Annotated in this window: 16 protein-coding genes and 2 rRNA genes; 4 read left to right on the forward strand and 14 right to left on the reverse strand. The window is 62.7% G+C overall.

Annotated elements, in window-relative coordinates; all coding sequences use genetic code 11:
• Nucleotides 1-84: 84 nt before the first annotated feature.
• From LDZ23_RS19870 to LDZ23_RS19880, 3 genes are all read left to right on the forward strand, one after another.
• Nucleotides 85-699 (forward strand): LysE family translocator, encoded by a 615-nt coding sequence (locus tag LDZ23_RS19870; protein ID WP_033536710.1) that lies wholly within the window; start codon nt 85-87, stop codon nt 697-699.
• 284 nt (nt 700-983) lie between these two features.
• Nucleotides 984-1151 (forward strand): hypothetical protein, encoded by a 168-nt coding sequence (locus tag LDZ23_RS19875; RefSeq protein ID WP_160172929.1) that lies wholly within the window; start codon nt 984-986, stop codon nt 1149-1151.
• Between the two features lie 220 nt (nt 1152-1371).
• Nucleotides 1372-1533, forward strand: a complete 162-nt coding sequence (locus LDZ23_RS19880; RefSeq protein WP_008352793.1) for a DUF1328 family protein — start codon at nt 1372-1374, stop codon at nt 1531-1533.
• A 68-nt stretch (nt 1534-1601) separates the two neighbouring features.
• On the opposite strand, the gene LDZ23_RS19885 is transcribed toward LDZ23_RS19880, so the two are convergent.
• The 8 genes from LDZ23_RS19885 to LDZ23_RS19920 all read right to left on the reverse strand — a co-directional run bounded on the left by LDZ23_RS19885 (nt 1602) and on the right by LDZ23_RS19920 (nt 11334).
• The gene (locus LDZ23_RS19885; RefSeq protein ID WP_008352792.1) at nt 1602-2720 is read right to left on the reverse strand and encodes a diguanylate cyclase; all 1119 of its coding nucleotides are present in this window, start codon (nt 2718-2720) and stop codon (nt 1602-1604) included.
• 36 nt (nt 2721-2756) lie between these two features.
• Nucleotides 2757-3740, reverse strand: coding sequence for a chemotaxis response regulator protein-glutamate methylesterase (gene cheB / locus LDZ23_RS19890; protein WP_008352791.1), 984 nt, complete (start codon nt 3738-3740; stop codon nt 2757-2759).
• The gene (locus LDZ23_RS19895; protein ID WP_034474163.1) at nt 3737-5962 is read right to left on the reverse strand and encodes a hybrid sensor histidine kinase/response regulator; all 2226 of its coding nucleotides are present in this window, start codon (nt 5960-5962) and stop codon (nt 3737-3739) included. The genes cheB and LDZ23_RS19895 overlap by 4 nt, the downstream gene beginning before the upstream one ends.
• On the reverse strand, nt 5959-6654 hold the full coding sequence (locus tag LDZ23_RS19900) for a chemotaxis protein CheW (RefSeq protein WP_008352789.1): 696 nt from the start codon (nt 6652-6654) through the stop codon (nt 5959-5961). The genes LDZ23_RS19895 and LDZ23_RS19900 overlap by 4 nt, the downstream gene beginning before the upstream one ends.
• A complete protein-coding gene (locus LDZ23_RS19905; protein WP_008352788.1) occupies nt 6651-7943 on the reverse strand; it encodes a CheR family methyltransferase in 1293 nt (430 codons plus the stop codon). The genes LDZ23_RS19900 and LDZ23_RS19905 overlap by 4 nt, the downstream gene beginning before the upstream one ends.
• Complete coding sequence (locus LDZ23_RS19910; RefSeq protein ID WP_008352785.1) at nt 7940-8410, reverse strand: chemotaxis protein CheW; 471 nt, start codon at nt 8408-8410, stop codon at nt 7940-7942. The genes LDZ23_RS19905 and LDZ23_RS19910 overlap by 4 nt, the downstream gene beginning before the upstream one ends.
• A 12-nt stretch (nt 8411-8422) precedes the next feature.
• Nucleotides 8423-9988 carry a methyl-accepting chemotaxis protein gene (locus tag LDZ23_RS19915; protein ID WP_249798694.1) on the reverse strand — a complete coding sequence of 522 codons (1566 nt, stop codon included), beginning with the start codon at nt 9986-9988 and terminating at the stop codon, nt 8423-8425.
• Between the two features lie 170 nt (nt 9989-10158).
• On the reverse strand, nt 10159-11334 hold the full coding sequence (locus LDZ23_RS19920; protein WP_241484923.1) for an MBL fold metallo-hydrolase: 1176 nt from the start codon (nt 11332-11334) through the stop codon (nt 10159-10161).
• A gap of 330 nt (nt 11335-11664) precedes the next feature.
• Here LDZ23_RS19920 and LDZ23_RS19925 point away from each other — a divergent pair, with 330 nt between their 5' ends.
• Nucleotides 11665-11934 carry a hypothetical protein gene (locus LDZ23_RS19925; protein ID WP_008352782.1) on the forward strand — a complete coding sequence of 90 codons (270 nt, stop codon included), beginning with the start codon at nt 11665-11667 and terminating at the stop codon, nt 11932-11934.
• A 27-nt stretch (nt 11935-11961) separates the two neighbouring features.
• Here the strand turns inward: LDZ23_RS19925 and xylB are convergent, their stop codons facing one another.
• The 6 genes from xylB to LDZ23_RS19955 form a co-directional block, all read right to left on the reverse strand.
• Nucleotides 11962-12729 carry a D-xylose 1-dehydrogenase gene (xylB, locus tag LDZ23_RS19930; RefSeq protein WP_008352779.1) on the reverse strand — a complete coding sequence of 256 codons (768 nt, stop codon included), beginning with the start codon at nt 12727-12729 and terminating at the stop codon, nt 11962-11964.
• A gap of 10 nt (nt 12730-12739) precedes the next feature.
• A complete protein-coding gene (locus LDZ23_RS19935; RefSeq protein ID WP_244808161.1) occupies nt 12740-14524 on the reverse strand; it encodes an IlvD/Edd family dehydratase in 1785 nt (594 codons plus the stop codon).
• A gap of 104 nt (nt 14525-14628) precedes the next feature.
• Nucleotides 14629-15669: a LacI family DNA-binding transcriptional regulator gene (locus LDZ23_RS19940; RefSeq protein WP_008352776.1), complete on the reverse strand. Its 1041-nt coding sequence runs from the start codon at nt 15667-15669 to the stop codon at nt 14629-14631.
• A 13-nt stretch (nt 15670-15682) separates the two neighbouring features.
• Nucleotides 15683-16327: an SEN1982 family lipoprotein gene (locus tag LDZ23_RS19945; protein WP_008352775.1), complete on the reverse strand. Its 645-nt coding sequence runs from the start codon at nt 16325-16327 to the stop codon at nt 15683-15685.
• Nucleotides 16328-16502: 175 nt separating this feature from the next.
• Nucleotides 16503-16615 (reverse strand): 5S ribosomal RNA (gene rrf / locus LDZ23_RS19950).
• A gap of 156 nt (nt 16616-16771) precedes the next feature.
• Nucleotides 16772-19654: ribosomal RNA gene (locus tag LDZ23_RS19955) — 23S ribosomal RNA — on the reverse strand.
• Nucleotides 19655-19738: the final 84 nt, after the last annotated feature.

The following is a 19738-nucleotide window of genomic DNA, read 5'->3' on the forward strand; positions in this document are numbered from 1 at the left end:
GTCACCTGACAATCTGTACCGGTACTGTACCGGACACCTTCCGTACACTTGGCGCTCATCGAATCCTTCATTGCGGAGCGCGCCATGCCCACCGAACTTCTGAACGCCCTTCCAGCCGCCGCGCTGTTCGCGCTGGTGACGACCATCACGCCCGGTCCCAACAACACGATGCTGCTCGCCTCGGGCGTCAATTTCGGGTTGAGGCGCACGCTGCCGCACATGCTCGGCATCAGCGCGGGCATGGCGATCCTGATGATCGCGGTCGGCCTCGGGCTCGCGCAGGCGTTCGAGCGTCTGCCGATCCTCTACACGGTGCTGGAAGCGGCGAGCGTCGCGTATCTGCTGTATCTGGCGTGGAAGATCGGCACGTCGTCGTCGGTGCAGATGCGCGACAGCAAGGCGCGCCCGATGCGCTTTCACGAAGCGATCGCGTTCCAGTGGATCAATCCCAAAGCGTGGATGATGGTGCTCACCGCCGCGAGCACGATCCACCTGCACGCGAGTCTTTCGCTGAACGCCGCGCTGATGGCCGTCGTGCTCGTCGTGATCGGCTTGCCGTGCATCACGATGTGGGCCGCGTTCGGCACGTCGCTGCGCCGCTTTCTCGCGGATCCGCGCCGGTTGCGCATGTTCAACATCACGATGGCCGTCTTGCTCGTGTTGTCGCTGTATCCGATCGTCGCCCATTTTTTCGCTTGATGCGCGATCCGAAACACGCGCGTCGTCTTTGCCTCGACGCGCGTCCCGGTGCATACTGGCCTTACGCGCCGGCACGCAAAATCTGCCGTCCTGCTTGCAAGATTGGGACTGCGTTTCTTTATCGTCAGCACGGTCTGTTCACCTTTCCGCCCGAACGATCCTCAACTGATCCTTAAGCGATCCTTTAAGGCGGACTATTCAGCCCGGCGCGTACAAGCCTTGCTAGTCCGTTGGTTCGCGCCGAATCGTCGGCGCGGCTTTGAAATCTGTTCAAGGAGTACGCCATGTCTGGAGCCAATCGCCCGTCCGGTCCCGCCACGCGCAAATCCCTCGACCTAGCCGATCAGATCGAACGCGATGAACTGGAGAACAACCTGCCGGATGCGCTCAACAGCGTCGACGACGAAGACGACGACGATGAAACCGACTCCGATCGCACACTAGGCCGTTAGCCTCGACAGCCGGACACATCGCGCGAAGGCAAGCGCGATCCGCGACGCCGCAATGTTCCTTTCATTGCGGCGTTTTTGCATCTCCGGCACGCGGGCGATGCGCTGGGCACGTCCGTTGCTTTGAACGATGCGCGGGAAAACCGATGAGCGAAAGCGGCGGCATCGATCCGCCTGCATATCGACCGATCAACCGATCATCCGATCCACCAAGGAGGGCAACATGCTCCGTTACGCTGTCATCTTCTTCATCATCGCGATCATCGCGGCCGTCTTCGGCTTCGGCGGAATCGCAACGGGCGCGGCGGAAATCGCCAAGATCCTGTTCTTCATCTTTATCGTGATCTTTCTGGCGACCTTGCTGCTCGGCGTGTTCAGGCGATGACGCCATTCACGCAGCACACGCCGTAAAGCAAAACGCGCGGGCTTCGACGAAGGCCGCGCGTTTTTTCGTCAGGTGACGATCACCCGGTTCTTCCCGTCTCTCTTCGCGCGATACAGCGCGAGATCGGCGGCTTCGACGAGCTGCTTCGACGCATCGTCGTGCATCGCCATCTGTATCGCGCCGCCGACGCTGATCGTCACGCGCCCGCTCGACGAACCCGCATGCGGCACGTCCAGCGCCTCGACCGCGATGCGTATTTTCTCGCCGAGCAGACGCAAGCCCGGCGCCGATGTCGAGAGCAGCACGACCGCGAATTCCTCGCCGCCGAAGCGCGCGGCGAGATCGGTCGGACTGGCGAGACTCGATTCGATCGTATGCGCGACGAGCTTCAGCACATCGTCGCCGGCGACGTGGCCATACGTGTCGTTGTACGACTTGAAGTTATCGACATCGATCATCAGAAAGCCGATGGACGCATGCTCGCGAGCGGCGCGCCGCCATTCCGCGTTCAGATAATCGTCGAGACGGCGGCGATTCGACAAACCCGTCAGCCCGTCCGAATGCGTCAGGCGCTGCAATTCCAGATTCGTTTCGAGCAGCTTCTGCTGCGACTGACGCAGCGCGCGATACGCTTCGTCGCGTTGCAGCAGGTTCTGATACGAACGCGAGTGATAGCGCACGCGCGCGACGAGCTCGATGGTATCGGGCAGCTTCACGAGATAGTCGTTCGCGCCCGCCGCGAATGCCGCGCTCTTGATGCGCGGCTCTTCCTTCGTCGAGAGCACGATGATCGGGATATCGCGCGTCGCCGGATGCTCGCGATACTGACGAACGAGCGTCAGGCCATCGACGCCGGGCATCACGAGATCCTGCAGGATCACCGTCGGCCGCGTTTCCTGCGCGGTGCGCAACGCCTCTTCCGGATTCGCGCAGTAATGCAGATCGACGTTGCGCTCTTCGGCGAGCGCGCGGCGCAACGCTTCCGCGATGATCGCCTGATCGTCGACGAGCAGCACCATCACCGGCAACTCGGCGGCGGGCGGCGCGTTCAATGCGGCGGCGAGCAGATCGGACACGGCGCGCTCGTCCGCGATTGCACGCGAGCCCGCGCGCTCGATGCTCGCCGACGCGGCGGCCGCGGCCCGTTTCGCGCGCTCGGCCAGCGGATCGGGATGAGGAGTTTTCATGAAACGCGTGTCCTTGGTTGATGTGCTTCGCTGAGCTCAGTCGAACGCCTTGGCGATCGCATCCGCGATGCGCGGCAGCGGCAGTATCGACGCCGCCGCGTTGAGCGCGGCCGCCGCCTTCGGCATGCCGTACACCGCGCTCGTCGCCTCGTCCTGCGCGATGGTGTGATAACCCTTCGCGCGCATCGCCTTCAGTCCGATCGCGCCGTCGCGGCCCATGCCGGTCAGCAGCACGCCGACCGCGCGTCCGGTCCAGCGCTCGGTCACGCTCTGAAAGAACACGTCGACGGACGGGCGATACGGCAATTGCTCCGGATGCGCGGTGTAGCCTAGGCGCGTGGCGTCGGCGAAATGCAGATGATCGTTGGTCGCGGCGAGCAGCACTTCGCCGGGCGCGGGCCTGTCGCCTTCACGCGCGATACGCACGGGCAGCGCCGATTGCGCATCGAGCCATTGCGCCATGCCTTCGGCGAACGCGCGATCGACGTGCTGCACGATGACGAGCGCCGCCGCGAAATGCTTCGGCAACGCGCCGAGCAGTGTCGCGAGCGCGGACGGTCCGCCCGCCGATGCGCCTATCGCGACGAGACGATCGCCGCTCTTCATGGCGGGCAAAACGCTCGACGATGCGAGCCGCGCGCCGATCTGATCGATCTTCGCGATCAGCGCCGCCGCACCGCGACGCGCATCGGCGCCGGCGAGCGCGGGCGTATCGACGGCATCGAGCGCGCCCGCGCCCATCGCTTCATAGACGCGCCATGCGTTCGCGCCGACATCGACCGTGACGACGAGAATCGCGCACGGCGAACGCGCCATGATGGTCCGCGACGCCTGCACGCCATCGACATTCGGCATCACGAGATCCATCAGCACGACATCGGGCGTGTGCGCCGCGCAATAGTCGATCGCCTGCTGGCCGTCGTGCGCGATCCACGCGATCTCCAAGTCGGGCCGCGACGCGAGCGCGCGACGCAACGCTTCCACCGCGAGTGCAACATCGTTGACGATGCCGATCTTCATGTCTTCGCCTCGCCGATGAGATCGCGCACGGCATCGATCAACGCCTGATCGTGAAAGCTGCCTTTCGCGAGGTAATAGTCCGCGCCCGCGTCGAGGCCGCGCTGACGATCTTCCGCGCGATCCTTGTACGACACGATCATCACCGGCAGGGCGGCGAGTTCCGCATCGCGCTTGATGAGCGTGACGAGCTCGATGCCATCGAGCCGCGGCATGTCGATATCGGTGATGACGAGATCGAAGTCCGCGCCGCGCACCGCGTTCCAGCCGTCCATGCCATCGACCGCGACGGACACGTCGTAGCCGCGCGACGCGAGCAGCTTGCGTTCGAGTTCGCGCACGGTGAGCGAATCGTCGACGACGAGCACGCGCTTCGCGCTCGCCACGCGCGCACGCGAAGCGCCGGCACCGACGCGCCCGAGCTCGCCGCTGCCGACGAGCTTCTCGACGGAACGCAGCCAGTCGTCGAGATCGGCGATGAGCAGCGGATCGCCGTTCTCCATCAGCGCGCCCGCCGCGATGTTGCGCACCTTGCCGAGGCGCTTGTCGAGCGGTTGCACCACGAGCATCCGCTCGCCGAGAAAGCGATCGACGACGATGCCGTAACTCGCCGCGCCTTGTCCGATGACGACGACGTTGAGCCTTTCGCTCGCGGCTTCGAACGCGGCGGTTTCGAGAATCTGATGCGCGGTGACGAGGCCGATGCGCTTGCCGTCGAAGGAAAAATGCTGCTGGCCTTCGAGCATGTCGATGGCGCTCGCGGGCAGCACCAGCGTGCGCGCGACATGCGCGAGCGGCAGTCCGTAGGGCTCGCCCGCCACTTCGACGATCAGGCTGCGGATCACCGACAACGTCAGCGGCAATTGCAGCGCGATGCGCGTGCCTACATGCGTTTCCTGCGTCACGCGCACGCTGCCGCGCACTTGCCGCACGATGTCCTGCACCGCATCGAGGCCGACGCCGCGGCCGGATACATCGGTGACGGCATCGCGCATCGAAAAGCCGGGCAGCAAGAGAAACTCGAGCAGTTCCGCTTCGGTGAGGCGCGCGGCTGTATCTTCGCTCGCGAGACGCTTGCGCACGACCGCGCGGCGAAGCGCATCGAGATCGACGCCCGCGCCGTCGTCGGACACGCTGATGAAAAGCGAGCCCGCGCTATGGCGCGCTTCGAGCGTGATCGTGCCGGTTTCGGGCTTGCCGAGCGCGCGGCGCAATGAGGGCGGCTCGATGCCGTGATCGACCGCGTTGCGCAATAGATGCCCGAGCGGCGCGTCGAGCAGATCGAGAATGTCGCGATCGACCTGCGTCGATTCGCCCGCGATGACGAGACGCACGTCGCGGCCGAGTCCGCGCGCGACATCGCGCACCATGCGCGCGAAGCCGCCCGTTGCATCGACGAAGGGACGCATGCGGCACGCGAGCGCTTCGTCGTAGATCTGCTGGGCGAGATGCGTCGAACGCCGGTCGTAGTTTTCCAGTTCAGCCAGACGCTCGCTCAACTGACGATGCGCTTCCGCCGTCAAACGACGCGCTTCGTCGAGCGCGGCGTGTGTGCGTGCATCGAGTTGCGCGGCGTGCGAATCGGTCAGCGATTCGTGCAGGCGTTCGAGCGCGCGGCTCGCATCGTGCTGCACGCGCTTCACGCGCAGCATCGATTGCGAAAACGGCTTCAGCCAGCGCGATTCGACGAGCGATTCGCCCGAATGACTCAGCAGACGATCGAGCGTGTCCGCGCGCATGCGCAACATGCGAGCTTCGTTCGTGCGCGATGGTGCCGGAATTGGCTCGGACGGTTTCGTCGGTGTAAGTTCGCGTTGGGATGTTGCGCCTTCCATATGCGCGCTGAGGCCATCCACGAACGCATCGACTTCGCGTTCGAGCGCGGTCTGTGCATCGATATCGCGCGCCTCGCCGATCTGCACGATCAGATCGACACCGCGCAACAGCATGTCGATGTAACCCGCATCGAGCACGATGCGCCCTTCCTGCGCTGCGACGAAACAATCTTCCATCACATGCGCGAGCGTCACGCCGACCGGCACGCCAACGACACGCGCCGCGCCCTTCAGCGAATGCGCGGCGCGCATGCTCGCTTCGAGCGTGACGGGATCGCGCGGCGCACGTTCGAGCGCGATGAGGCCATCGGAAAGAATCTGCGCCTGCCCGCGCGCTTCTTCCTGAAAGAGGTCGAGCAGCGACGAACCTCCCGCATCGATGCTCGTCATGTGAGACTCCGGCTCAGGCTGTCGATGAGTCGATCGGCGTCGAGCAGGCCGACGGTCGCGTGCCTGAACGCGGCCACCGCATGCGCGTTCGACGACAGGCGCTGGGCGAGCGTCGCGGGCACCGGCTGAAGCTGCGCCTGCGTGAAGCGATGCACGCCGTCGACGGCATCGACGGGAAAAGCGATCGGAGCTTCGTGATCGCCATTGCCGCACTGCATGACGATGAGACGCCCGAGTTCGCGGGCATCGAGCGATACGTTTTTTGCAGCGCTTTCGTCCGCTTCGATGCCGAACAGCCGCGCCAGCGAAGCGCACACGATCAATCTGCCGCGCACGTTCACGACGCCCAGCACCGCGCGATTGCGCCGATGCGGCAGCGAGTGCACCGGGCGCAATTGCGCCACTTGCGCGCAGAGGTTCGTCGGCAAGCCGAGCCATTCGCCGCCGATGCGAAACACGAGACATGAGAGCGTATCGGTTTGCTTGTCGCCTCGTTCGACGACCGCCGAAGCGACGATCGACGTACGCGCTTCCACGCGATCCAGCACGCGCGCTGCGGCTTCATCATGAACCGGGCAATTGCGGCAATGCACGTAGCGTTCGAGCTTCGGGCATGACGCATCGCCGCGCACGCCGATGCGGTTCCAGCAATCGTCGATATCGTTCGTGACGCCGATGTCGCGTGCGTTCATCGCGCGCGCTCCGTCACGCGTTGCGCACGCGCGAGCAGCAGACGCGCGCCGCTTTCATCGCCGTCGAGCGAGAGACACGCGGCGAGATGCGTGAGCGCCTCGCGATGCGCGGGATCGAGATACAACGCACGACGATAATGCCCGCGCGATGCCTGATGCTCGCCACGCGCATCGGCGATCACGCCAAGCAGATAGTACGCATCCGCGTTCGACGGATGCGCGTCGAGATACGCGTGCGCGGCATTCGCAGCGGTGTCGAGCTGGCCGGCATCGGCGAGTTGACGCGCGTGCGCAAGACTTGCCGGCGGCGCGGGTTCGGCGGGCGGCTTCGCAACCGGCATCGCACGAACGACGGTCGGCGCACTCGCCCATGCGGGCAACACGAACGCGGGCTTCATCGGCTTCGCGATGATCTGCGGACTCGGCCATGCACCATCGAACACGTTCGCGCGCTCGCGCTCGGGCCGATTGAACGCGAAGGCGAGCGGAATGTTCGCGGAACTCATACCCTCGCGCATCAGAAGACCCGTCTCCGCCGGACCGACGAACAGCGTGCCGCCTTCTGCGAGCAAGCCATCGAGCACGCGCAGAACGGCGCGCTGCGTATCGCGATCGAAATAGATCAGCACGTTGCGGCACAGAATGAAATCGAAGCGCTCGAACGCATGCGTATCGAGTTGCAGCAGATTCGCTTGCGAGAAGCGCACGCTCTGTGCGACGGCGGGATCGAGCTGCCAGCCGCCATCGGTCGCGCGGAAATGACGGTCGCGAAAACCGAGCGCGCGTCCGCGAAACGCGTTGCGCCCGTAATGCGCGCGGCGCGCAATAGCGAGCGCGCGTTCGCTCACGTCGATCGCGTCGATGGTGAAGCGCTCGGCAGCGATGCCCGCTTCGATCAGCGCCATCGCGACGGTATAGGCTTCCTCGCCGGTCGAGCACGGCGCGCTCAGCACGCGCAGCGGCTTCGCGGGCCGTTCATGCAGACGCACGCGCGCAAGTCGCGCGAGGGCGGCGAACGCTTCGGGATCGCGGAAGAACCACGTCTCCGGCACGACCACCGCTTCGATCAACTCCTGCATGCGCGCGCCGTCCTGCATCACCGCGCGGTAGTAATCGTCGAGCGTGCCGCCTTGCTCGTCGTGCCACAGGTGGAAGCGTTCGCGCACCGCGCGCGATACGGCGTTCGCGCCGATCGATTCGGCATCGAGGCCGATCGTGCGATGCAACAGCTCGATGAAGCGGCCGACGCCGAATGCTTCGTCCGCGAAGGCGCTCGGCAGCGCGCTCATGCTTCGCTCCCGGCGAAGAGCAGCGTCTGCACGTCATCGGGCAACAGATGCTCGATGCGAACCCATTGCAGCAGGCCTCGCTCGTCACGCGCGAGCGGACCGAGATAGCGCGCGTGCGGCGTGTCGATGCCCGCATCGGTGAACGAAGCGGCATCGAAGGTGACGGTGCGCGTCGCCTGTTCGAGCAGAAGACCGAGCCGATGATGCTTTATCGCGCCGTCGTCGCCGCAACGCGGATACGCGACGAGCGCGAGCCGCGTCGACACTCTCTCGTGCGAGGCACGCGCGAGCGCGAGCGCCGCGAGATCGATGACGGGCACGTTGGCGCCTTCGCAGTCGAGCACGCCCGCGACCCATGCGGGCGCGCCCGGCAGCGTCTTCAGCGGCGCGAGCGGCAGCATGCGCTCGACCTGCGCGCTGTCGAGAAGATAGCGGTCGGCGTCGAGCGTGAACTGGACGAAGAGCATCGCGGCGCGCCTTTAAGCGGCGATTCTGAAGCGCGACACACCCGTGCGCAGACCGTTCGCGACGTGCGTGAGATCGTCGATTGCCTGCGACGACTGGCGCAGCGACTCGGCCGTCTGTTGCGCGGCCTCGGAGAGTTGCGAGAGCGCCTGCGAAATCTGGTCCGCGCCGGTCGCCTGCGTCTGCATGCCTTCGTTGATCATCGAGAAGCGCGGCGCGAGCGTCTGCACCTGATGGATGATCTGCGAAAGCTGTCCGCCTACCTGCTGCACGTCGAGCATGCCGCGGCGCACTTCCTCCGAGAACTTGTCCATGCCCATCACGCCCGCCGCGACCGCCGATTGAATCTCCTTCACCATCTGCTCGATGTCGAACGTCGCGACCGCCGTCTGATCGGCGAGGCGGCGGATTTCCGTCGCGACCACCGCGAAGCCGCGCCCGTACTCGCCCGCCTTTTCCGCTTCGATCGCCGCGTTCAACGAAAGCAGATTGGTTTGATCCGCAACTTTCGTGATGGTCGCGACGACCTGATTGATGTTGCCCGCCTTCTCGTTGAGGATCGCGAGCTTGCCGTTCACCGAGCCTGCCGCTTCCATCACGAGGCGCATGGTTTCCTCCATGCGCGTAAGCCCCGCCTGACCGGTGCCCGCGAGCGCCGCCGATTGCTCCGCCACGCCCGAGACTTCGTTCATCGTGCGGACGAGATCGCGGGCGGTCGCGAAAATCTCCCGCGACGTCGCGCCGATTTCCGTCGTCGTCGCGGCCGTTTCGCTCGCCGTGGCCTGCTGCTCGCGCGCGGTCGCGGCGATCTCCGATACCGACGTCGTCACCTGCACGGCCGATTTCTGCGCCTGGCCGACGAGGCCCGTGAGTTCATCGGTCATGCGGTTGAAGCCCGCCTCCAGCGTGCCGAACTCGTCGCGGCGCGCGAGCGCGAGGCGCTGCGTGAGATCGCCGGTACGCATCTTGTCGACGACGTCGACCATGCGCAGCATCGGCACCGTCAGCGCCTTCATCAGCATGAAGCCGAGCACCGCCGCCGCCCCGATCGCCACGACCATGATGACGATGAGCGTCGTTTCCGATTTCTGCACCGAGCCGCGAATGCTTTGCACCGATTTCGCGTTGAAGACTTCGTTATGCTCGACGAGCGCGCGCGTCGCGGCCTGACCCGCTTCCCACGCCGGCGTGAGACGCGTATTGAAAGTCGCGACGGCCGCGTCCTTCGAACCCGCGAGCTCTCGCAGCGTCTGATCCTGTACCGGAAGGTAGAGGTCGCGCTGGCGCTTGAATTCGTTGAAGAGGCGACGGTCGTCTTCTTCGAAGATGGTCGGCGCGTACGTTTCCAGCAGCTTGTCGATGCTCGCCCGCGTTTCGGCGAGATGCTGCGTGTCGCGGCGTATCTGCTCTTCGTCGCGGTCGATGAAGACGAGCCGCTGCGTCAGCGTGTAGTTCTCGATCCAGGCCGCGCGCAGGTCGTTGGAGACCGAGAAGCCGATCATCGAATCGTCTTCGAGGCTCTTTGCTTCGCGATCGATTCCGCCGAGCAGCGTGTATGACAATGCGGCCATGACGAGCATCAGGGTAAGGATGATGCCGAAGCTCGCCAGAATGCGATGCCGGATGGACAGTTGCTTCACGCGTTTGAGCCCTATAACTGGAAAAGGACGACCGCGCGCCGCGCGAGAAACGCGAGGCGTCGCAGATGCAGATGGATTTCCGCGCGTGAAAGACGCGCTGCCACACCGTGTTAACGGCCGATTGTGGCTGCGCTTGAATCCGGTGTGTCGAGATGAATCATTTCACCGTGTTTCAGCACGGTGAACGCGTCCGCGGGCAGGCCGGCGCGGCGCACGGCTTCGGCCAGACGGCGCGGCGGCTCGTCGAGCGGTTCGTCGGTCAGCTCGAACGAACCCCAGTGAATGCCGATCGCCTTTTTCGCATGCACGTCCTGGAAGATGCGCACGGCTTCTTCGGGATCGACGTGCTGCGCCTGCATGAACCAGCGCGGATCGTACGCGCCGATCGGAATGAGCGCGAGATCGAAGCCGCCGAAACGCGCGGCGATATCGCGGAAGTCCGGCGAGTAGCCCGTATCGCCCGCGAAGTAAAACGAATACGGACGCGCCGCGCCTGCCGGCGTTTTCACCACCCAGCCGCCCCACAGCGTTTCCGCGCGGTCGAATGGCGTGCGCGCGGACCAGTGCTGGCTCGGCACGAACCAGATATCGAGGCCGGCCGCGTGCGTTTCGTCGCTCCAATCGAGCTCTTCCACATTCGTTATGCCGATATCGTTCATCCACTGTTCGATGCCGAGCGGCACGAGAAAGCGCGGCGGCCCGCCCGCCTGACGGTTGAGCGCTTCGACGCTCGGCTTGTCGAGGTGATCGTAGTGATTGTGCGAGATCAGTACGATGTCGATATGCGGCAGCTCGTCGAGCGTAAGGCCGGGCGGCGTCTTGCGCTTCGGGCCGATGAACGAGAACGGCGACGCGCGTTCCGAGAACACCGGATCGGTGAGGATGTTCACGCCGTCGATCTGCACGAGCGCGCTTGCATGACCGATCCAGGTGAGCGTGTCGGCGGTGCGGTTGGCCTTGAGCCAGGCGATGTCGGGATGCGCCATCGGAAAGTGATAGCCGTTCGCCGGCGGCTTCGGCAAGCCTTGCTTGAAGCGCTCCCAGCGCCACTTCAGGAACGATTCGCGCGGCAAGGTTCCGTAGTTGTTCTCGTAGCCCGACGAAGTGCGTTTTGCGTGATGCAGCGGCTGCGGCTCGCGCGATGCAGCTTCCTGGCTGCGCGCCGGCGTGCCTGACGCGCAACCCGCGAGCAACGCGAGCGCGCACAACGCGACATGACTACGTCGCGCGAACACATCGGAGCAAAAAGCGAAGAAGAGATGCATGTTTTGACGAAGTGCGCGCATCGCGGGCAGTCGATTGTACGGAATGCATGGAGAGCACGCTGTGCGCGCTCTGGTCCGATCATCGGAAAATTGCGTTGCGCCTCGTCCCGCAAGGCCGGGCTAGATAATTCATCGCTCTAAGCCGGAGTCGGCCCGCTTCTTGCGTTCAACTGCCCCAGCGCCGAAACAAGGCGTTTTCGAAATCCAATCGCGGCGCGTGCTGCTTTTTCGATGCGGACATCGCATCCCAGCACGCAGCAGGCCGGTGCCAGAGACGGGGGCGTCATGAGTGGCAGTCAAAGAAGAAACGCAACAAACACGTTCAACCCGCAATTGCATACGATGCACGCCATGCTGGTGTCCCGCGCGGCATCGCACATCGCGAGCGCGATGCGGCCCGAAGGCCGCGACGAAGCGCTCGCGGAGGGCATTACTGAAGTCATCGCCCATTGTGGAAACGCGGGGCTCGGCCTCTTTCTCGCTGCGGTCTGGCATTGGCTCGATGAACGCGACTACCACGATGCCGCCGACGCCGTGCAGCACTACATCGAAAGCGGCACGATGCCGACGGTCAAGCCAACGCCGAAAGTGGTGCGGCGTCGCGACGTGCGCGTGACGTAACCATCAGGTAACGCATCGGGTGACGCGTCAGGTGCCGAACCATCCGGCATCGACGTAATAGTCGCGCGCGGTGCAGCGCGCCGCATCGTCGGATGCGAGGAACAGCACCATGCGCGCGATGTGTTCCGGGTCGATCCGCTCATGCAGACATTGCTGCGCAAGCAGCTGCGCCTCGCTCTCCGGCGACTGCCACAACTTCATCTGGCGCGGCGTACGCACCGCGCCGGGAATCACCGTGTTCACGCGAATGCCATGCTCACCGAGTTCGCGCGCAAGGCCGCGCGTGAGCCCTTCGATCGCGGCCTTCGCGGTCATGTAAAGCGTGAGATCGGGCAGCGCGAGATGCCATGAGATCGAGCCCATGTTCACGATCGCGCCTTGCTTCTGCGCGCGCATGCGCTTCGCGGCCGCCTGCGCGCAGAAGAACTGATGCCGCAGATTCACGGCCATGCGCTCGTCCCAGTACGCAGCGCTCACATCGTCCCAATGATGGCGGTCGTCGCTCGCGGCATTGTTGATCAGCACGTCGATGGAACCGGCTTCGCTCGCAATGGCATCGAAGGCTTGCTCGATCGCGCCGGCATCGCGCAAATCGCAACGAAGGAACTTCGGCGCATGCTGCTCGCTCGCGAGCGTCTGTTCGAGTTGACGCGAATCGGCCTCGGCGACATCGATGAAAAACACGCGCGCGCCCTGCTTCGCGAACGCCTCGACGATCGCCGCGCCGATGCCGCTGCCGCCGCCCGTCACGACAACACGCTTGCCCGCAAGACTCGGATAGATGGCGTAGGACATGGCGGCTCGCTCAATGTGAATGACGCGGATTGCCGCGCGTTTCGATGACCTTCAGATACAGCGTCGCGGGTTCGAGGCATCCGCCCGTCGACAACTGTCCGACCGTCTGCCGATACAACTCCTGCCACGGCGTCTGCGCAACCGGCGCGGCGAACGACGATTGCGCGCGACGGCTTTCGAGTTCGGCTTCGTCGAGCAGCACGTTCACGCTGCGGGCGTTCAGATCGACGCGAATCCGGTCGTTCGTGCGCAGCATCGCAAGACCGCCGCCGATTGCCGCTTCCGGCGACATGTTCAGAATCGACGGACTCGCGGACGTGCCGCTTTGCCGGCCGTCGCCCATGCAGGGCAGCGAATCGATGCCGCGCTTGATGAGCTCGGCGGGCGGCGCCATGTTCACGACCTCCGCACTGCCGGGATACGCAACGGTGCCGCAGCCGCGAATCACGAGAATGCAGTGCTCGTCGATCTCGAGCGACGGATCGTTGATGCGCGCGTGGTAATCCTCGGGACCGTCGAAGACGATCGCGCGCGCTTCGAACGTGTTCTCCGCGCCCGGCTCGCTCAGATAGGTCTTTCTGAACGCATCGCCGACGACCGACATCTTCATGATGGCGCTATCGAAGAAATTGCCCGACAGGACCATGAAACCCGCGCCGTGTTTCAGCGGATCGTCCGCCGTGCGGATGACCTCGTTGTCGGCGGCGGGCGCATCGCTCGCGATCTCGCCGATCGTGCGGCCCGACACCGTCAGACAATCGCGCGCGATGAGTCCGGCCTCGTCGAGTTGCCTAAGGACCGCAGGCACTCCGCCCGAGCGATGAAAACTCTCGCCGAGATACTCACCCGCGGGCATGCAGTTCACGATGAGCGGCACTTGCTCGCCGTGGCGCTGCCAGTCGTCGAGACTCAGTTCGATGCCCATGTGCCGCGCGATCGCGATCAAATGCGGCGGGCAATTCGTCGATGCACCCAACGCGGATGCAACGACGATCGCGTTAATGAACGCCTCGCGCGTCATGATCTTCGACGTCCTCAACTCTTCACGCACCATGTCGACGATGCGCTTGCCCGTGGCATACGCCATCTGTCCGCGCTCGCGATACGCGGCGGGAATGCTCGCGCACGTCGGCAAGGACATGCCGAGTGCTTCGGCGAGACTGTTCATCGAGAGCGCGGTGCCCATCGTGTTGCAATGTCCGATCGACGGCGACGATGCGGTCGTCAGGCGCATGAAGCCTTCGTAATCGATCTCGCCCGCCGCGAGCAGATTGCGCGCGTGCCAGATCACCGTGCCCGAACCGACCCGCTTGCCTTCGTACCAGCCATCGAGCATCGGACCGCCCGAGAGGACGATCGCGGGCATGTCGACGGTGGCGGCCGCCATCAGACATGCGGGCGTGGTCTTGTCGCATCCGGTGGTGAGCACGACGCCATCGAGCGGAAAGCCGTGCAGGATTTCGACGAGACCGAGATATGCGAGATTGCGATCCAGCGCGGCGGTCGGACGCCTGCTCTGCTCCGCGAGCGGATGCACGGGGAACTCCATCGGGATGCCGCCGGCATCGCGAATGCCCGCCTTCGTGCGCGCGGCCAGTTCGATGTGATGGCGGTTGCAAGGCGCGAGATCGCTGCCGGTCTGCGCAATGCCGATGATCGGGCGGCCCGATTGCAATTCCTCGCGCGTCAGGCCGTAATTCATGAAGCGCTCGACGTATAGCGCGGTCATGTCGGCGTGCGAGGGATCGTCGAACCACTCCTGGCTGCGCAGGCGCTTGGGATTCTGTTGGGGCATGAGGTGTCTCTCCATCATTCACAGTCGTTCGACGCTGTGTTCATAGTGGTGTTACCGGTAACATCGCGATCAATGTTAGCACGCAATCGCGTTACTGCTTCGGCTTAAGCGCTTTCGCGCGCTATCACGGAATAGGCCACGCGCACGCGCTTGGCCGGCGGTGCAGCAACGCCCTGATCGCGCGCTTCGAGCGCCGCGAGCAAGGTCTCTCCGGTGCGCAGGCCGATGCCGTATGCGTCGACGGAAACCGTCGTGATCGATGGCGTGCAGCATGCGGCAACCTCGAAATTGCCGAAGCCCGCGACGGCGATATCGTCCGGTACGGTGAGGCCGCGCCGGTGACATTCCATTATCGCGCCGAACGCGGACATGTCGCTCACGCACATCACGGCCTGCGTGTCGGGCCATGCTTCGAGCAGTGCGGCCATCGCCGGGCCGCCGTGACTCATCGTGATGGGCGAATCGCCGAGACGGATGATGCGTCGATCGTCGAGGCCGAGCGCCTTCATCTGCGCACGAAAGCCTTTCAGACGATCGAGACCGCGACGGTCGAGCTCGCTCGCCCCGCCCAGGAAGCCGATGCGTTGGTAGCCTGCGTCCGCCAGATACCGCACCATTGCGCGCGCGGCGCTGACGTTGGAAAAACCGACGGCGGCATCGATCGGATCGGAAGGCGAATCCCACATCTCCACGACAGGAATGCCCGAGCGGCGCAACAGCGTGCGCGTCGCTTCGGTGTGACGCGAGCCCGTCAACGCGATGCAGCGCGGCTGATGACGCAGCATCGAGCGCACAAGCCGTTCCTCGCGATCCAGATGGTAGTCCGTGTCGCCGATCAGCAATTGCAGGCCGTGCGGTTCGAGCGACGCGGAAAGACCGCGCACCGTGTCGGAGAAATTCGAGCTCGCAAGCGACGGCACCAGCACGGCAACGAATTCCGAACGGCCGGACGACAACGCGCCGGCAGCGGCATCGGCGACGTAGCCGAGTTCGTCGATAGCTTGCTGCACGCGTTCGCGCGTCGCCAACGCAACGCTATGTCCGGCGAGCACGCGCGATACGGTCATCTTCGACACGCCGGCGAGACGCGCGACGTCGGACATGCGCGGCGGGCCGGCGGAAGGATCGAAGTCTTGCTCGGACATGCGGCGATGGTCCTCAGTCGACGCGGACCCAGCCGTCTTCACGCTGTTCCAGGATGACATGCAGCTTCGTCTCGCCTGCTTCGCGGTCTGAGGCGGTTACCTCCGGGAAAGCGCGCTTGATGTCGCGATCGTCGGCCCACGGAGCCACGCTCTCCAGCTTGTAGGTGTAGGTAACGTCGGAACGGTGAGCGGTGGGATCGGGCTCGGTCCAGCTCACGACCTTGTCCAGCTTGACGTGCGCGTAACAAAGCATCCAGGCGCGCGGATCGCTCGTCGCGTTCGGATCGCCGGCGGGCCGGTTGGTTTCGACCGCGTACTTTTGCCCTTCGCCCGTAAGGCTGTACGCGAGGCCGTTCTGTTTGGCGTTGGCGTTCGCGGATGTCGGGGCCGCTCGCGCGATGAGCCCGCTCTTTTCGAGCGCAGCGAGCTGTTCGCGCAGCGCGGCAGCCGAATATTCGTTGAGGTCCCGATTGCTATAGGCCGATGGGAACGCGTAGGGGCCGCGGCCGCTGCGATTCAGGCATAGCAAGCCGCGATTCGTTTTCATGTCGGCGGAAATCGCTTCGCCGAGGCTGGACTCGCTTGCATCGTTCTTCTTGCCGCACGCCGCAAAAAGCAGCGTCGCGCTGACGGCGGCAATCAACAGGCTCGTTCTCATATGCGCTCCGGGATGGGTCGGCATGATGGGTACAACCTTTCGATGCCATTCTACCGACTGAAGCAGCGCATCGGAGTTGGAACGGCACCGGAACAGACTTCGTTGATGCAAATGCCGCGCTTCAAACGCAAAAACCCCACCTTTTGGGGTGGGGTTTTTGTTTGAAGCATGAGGAGCCTGACGATTACCTACTTTCACACGGGTATCCGCACTATCATCGGCGTGGAGTCGTTTCACGGTCCTGTTCGGGATGGGAAGGGGTGGGACCGACTCGCTATGGTCATCAGGCATGACTTGTTGTTGTCTCGCCTGGGTGGGCGCGACAACCAATCTGGGAAGAAGTAGAAGTGTTTGGGGAGTGAGTGTCGCACAACGCTACTCAACCAGGGGTGGTATTGACCAAGCGCTGTGGCGCCAAGTCAGTACGTGAAACACACTGGTTATAGGATCAAGCCTTACGGGCAATTAGTATCAGTTAGCTCAATGCATTACTGCACTTACACACCTGACCTATCAACGTCCTGGTCTGGAACGACCCTTCAAGGGGCTCGAAGCCCCGGGGATATCTCATCTTAAGGCGAGTTTCCCGCTTAGATGCTTTCAGCGGTTATCTCTTCCGAACATAGCTACCCGGCGATGCGACTGGCGTCACAACCGGTACACCAGAGGTTCGTCCACTCCGGTCCTCTCGTACTAGGAGCAGCCCCCTTCAAATATCCAACGCCCACGGCAGATAGGGACCAAACTGTCTCACGACGTTTTAAACCCAGCTCACGTACCTCTTTAAATGGCGAACAGCCATACCCTTGGGACCGGCTACAGCCCCAGGATGAGATGAGCCGACATCGAGGTGCCAAACACCGCCGTCGATATGAACTCTTGGGCGGTATCAGCCTGTTATCCCCAGAGTACCTTTTATCCGTTGAGCGATGGCCCTTCCATACAGAACCACCGGATCACTATGACCTGCTTTCGCACCTGCTCGACTTGTCGGTCTCGCAGTTAAGCACGCTTATGCCATTGCACTATCAGCACGATTTCCGACCGTACCTAGCGTACCTTCGTACTCCTCCGTTACGCTTTGGGAGGAGACCGCCCCAGTCAAACTGCCTACCATGCACTGTCCCCGACCCGGATCACGGGCCAAGGTTAGAACCTCAAACAAACCAGGGTGGTATTTCAAGGACGGCTCCACCGAAACTGGCGTTCCGGTTTCATAGCCTCCCACCTATCCTACACAGATCGGTTCAAAGTCCAATGCAAAGCTACAGTAAAGGTTCATGGGGTCTTTCCGTCTAGCCGCGGGGAGATTGCATCATCACAAACACTTCAACTTCGCTGAGTCTCGGGAGGAGACAGTGTGGCCATCGTTACGCCATTCGTGCAGGTCGGAACTTACCCGACAAGGAATTTCGCTACCTTAGGACCGTTATAGTTACGGCCGCCGTTTACCGGGACTTCAATCAAGAGCTTGCACCCCATCATTTAATCTTCCGGCACCGGGCAGGCGTCACACCCTATACGTCCACTTTCGTGTTTGCAGAGTGCTGTGTTTTTATTAAACAGTCGCAGCCACCAGTTTATTGCAACCCTTTCACCCTCCTGGCGCAGGCCAGTCAAGCTACAAGGGCGTACCTTATCCCGAAGTTACGGTACCAATTTGCCGAGTTCCTTCTCCCGAGTTCTCTCAAGCGCCTTAGAATACTCATCTCGCCCACCTGTGTCGGTTTGCGGTACGGTCATCGTTAGACTGAAGCTTAGAGGCTTTTCTTGGAACCACTTCCAATTGCTTCGCTTCCGAAGAAGCTCGCGCCACGCCCTTGAATTACGCACCCGGATTTGCCTAAGTGCCTTCTCCAACGCAGCGACCGGGACGTCCAACACCCGGACAACCTTCCGCGATCCGTCCCCCCATCGCATCTAACAATGGTGCAGGAATATTGACCTGCTTCCCATCAGCTACGCATTTCTGCCTCGCCTTAGGGGCCGACTCACCCTACGCCGATGAACGTTGCGTAGGAAACCTTGGGCTTACGGCGAGGGGGCTTTTCACCCCCTTTATCGCTACTCATGTCAGCATTCGCACTTCCGATACCTCCAGCACGCTTTTCAACGCACCTTCGCAGGCTTACGGAACGCTCTCCTACCACACGTACTTGCGTACGCATCCGCAGCTTCGGTGACTGGCTTGAGCCCCGTTACATCTTCCGCGCAGGACGACTCGATCAGTGAGCTATTACGCTTTCTTTAAAGGGTGGCTGCTTCTAAGCCAACCTCCTGACTGTTTTAGCCTTCCCACTTCGTTTCCCACTTAGCCAATCTTTGGGACCTTAGCTGGCGGTCTGGGTTGTTTCCCTCTTGACACCGGACGTTAGCACCCGATGTCTGTCTCCCGTGATTGCACTCTTCGGTATTCGGAGTTTGCTATGGCGTAGTAATCCGCAATGGACCCCACAACCATGACAGTGCTCTACCCCCGAAGGTGATACACGAGGCACTACCTAAATAGTTTTCGGAGAGAACCAGCTATTTCCAAGTTTGTTTAGCCTTTCACCCCTATCCACAGCTCATCCCCTAACTTTTCAACGTTAGTGGGTTCGGTCCTCCAGTACGTGTTACCGCACCTTCAACCTGGCCATGGATAGATCACTTGGTTTCGGGTCTACGCCCAGCAACTGATCGCCCTGTTCGGACTCGCTTTCGCTACGCCTGCCTTAATCAGTTAAGCTCGCTACTGAACGTAAGTCGCTGACCCATTATACAAAAGGTACGCCGTCACCCGTTTCCAGGCTCCGACTGTTTGTATGCATGCGGTTTCAGGATCTATTTCACTCCCCTCCCGGGGTTCTTTTCGCCTTTCCCTCACGGTACTGGTTCACTATCGGTCGATCACGAGTATTTAGCCTTGGAGGATGGTCCCCCCATCTTCAGACAGGATTTCACGTGTCCCGCCCTACTTGTCGTACCCCTAGTTCTTCCTCGCTGTTTTCGTCTACAGGGCTATCACCTGCTATGGCCGCACTTTCCAGAGCGTTCGACTAACAACAAAGATAAAGAGTACAGGCTGATCCCATTTCGCTCGCCACTACTTTGGGAATCTCGGTTGATTTCTTTTCCTGCGGTTACTTAGATGTTTCAGTTCACCGCGTTCGCTCCACACAACCTATGTATTCAGTTGTGGGTACTCCATTAGGAGTGGGTTTCCCCATTCGGACATTTGTGGATCAAAGCTCGTTTGCCAGCTCCCCACAACTTTTCGCAGGCTACCGCGTCCTTCATCGCCTGTGATCGCCAAGGCATCCACCACATGCACTTGTTCGCTTGACCCTATAACAAGTGTGTCTCTCTCGAGCCACCCTCGCCATAGGCTGAGTATTCGCGTTGTGCCGTATTCCAAGTCATCATCAAGAT

This window comes from Caballeronia zhejiangensis, from assembly GCF_022879815.1.
GTDB lineage: Bacteria > Pseudomonadota > Gammaproteobacteria > Burkholderiales > Burkholderiaceae > Caballeronia > Caballeronia zhejiangensis.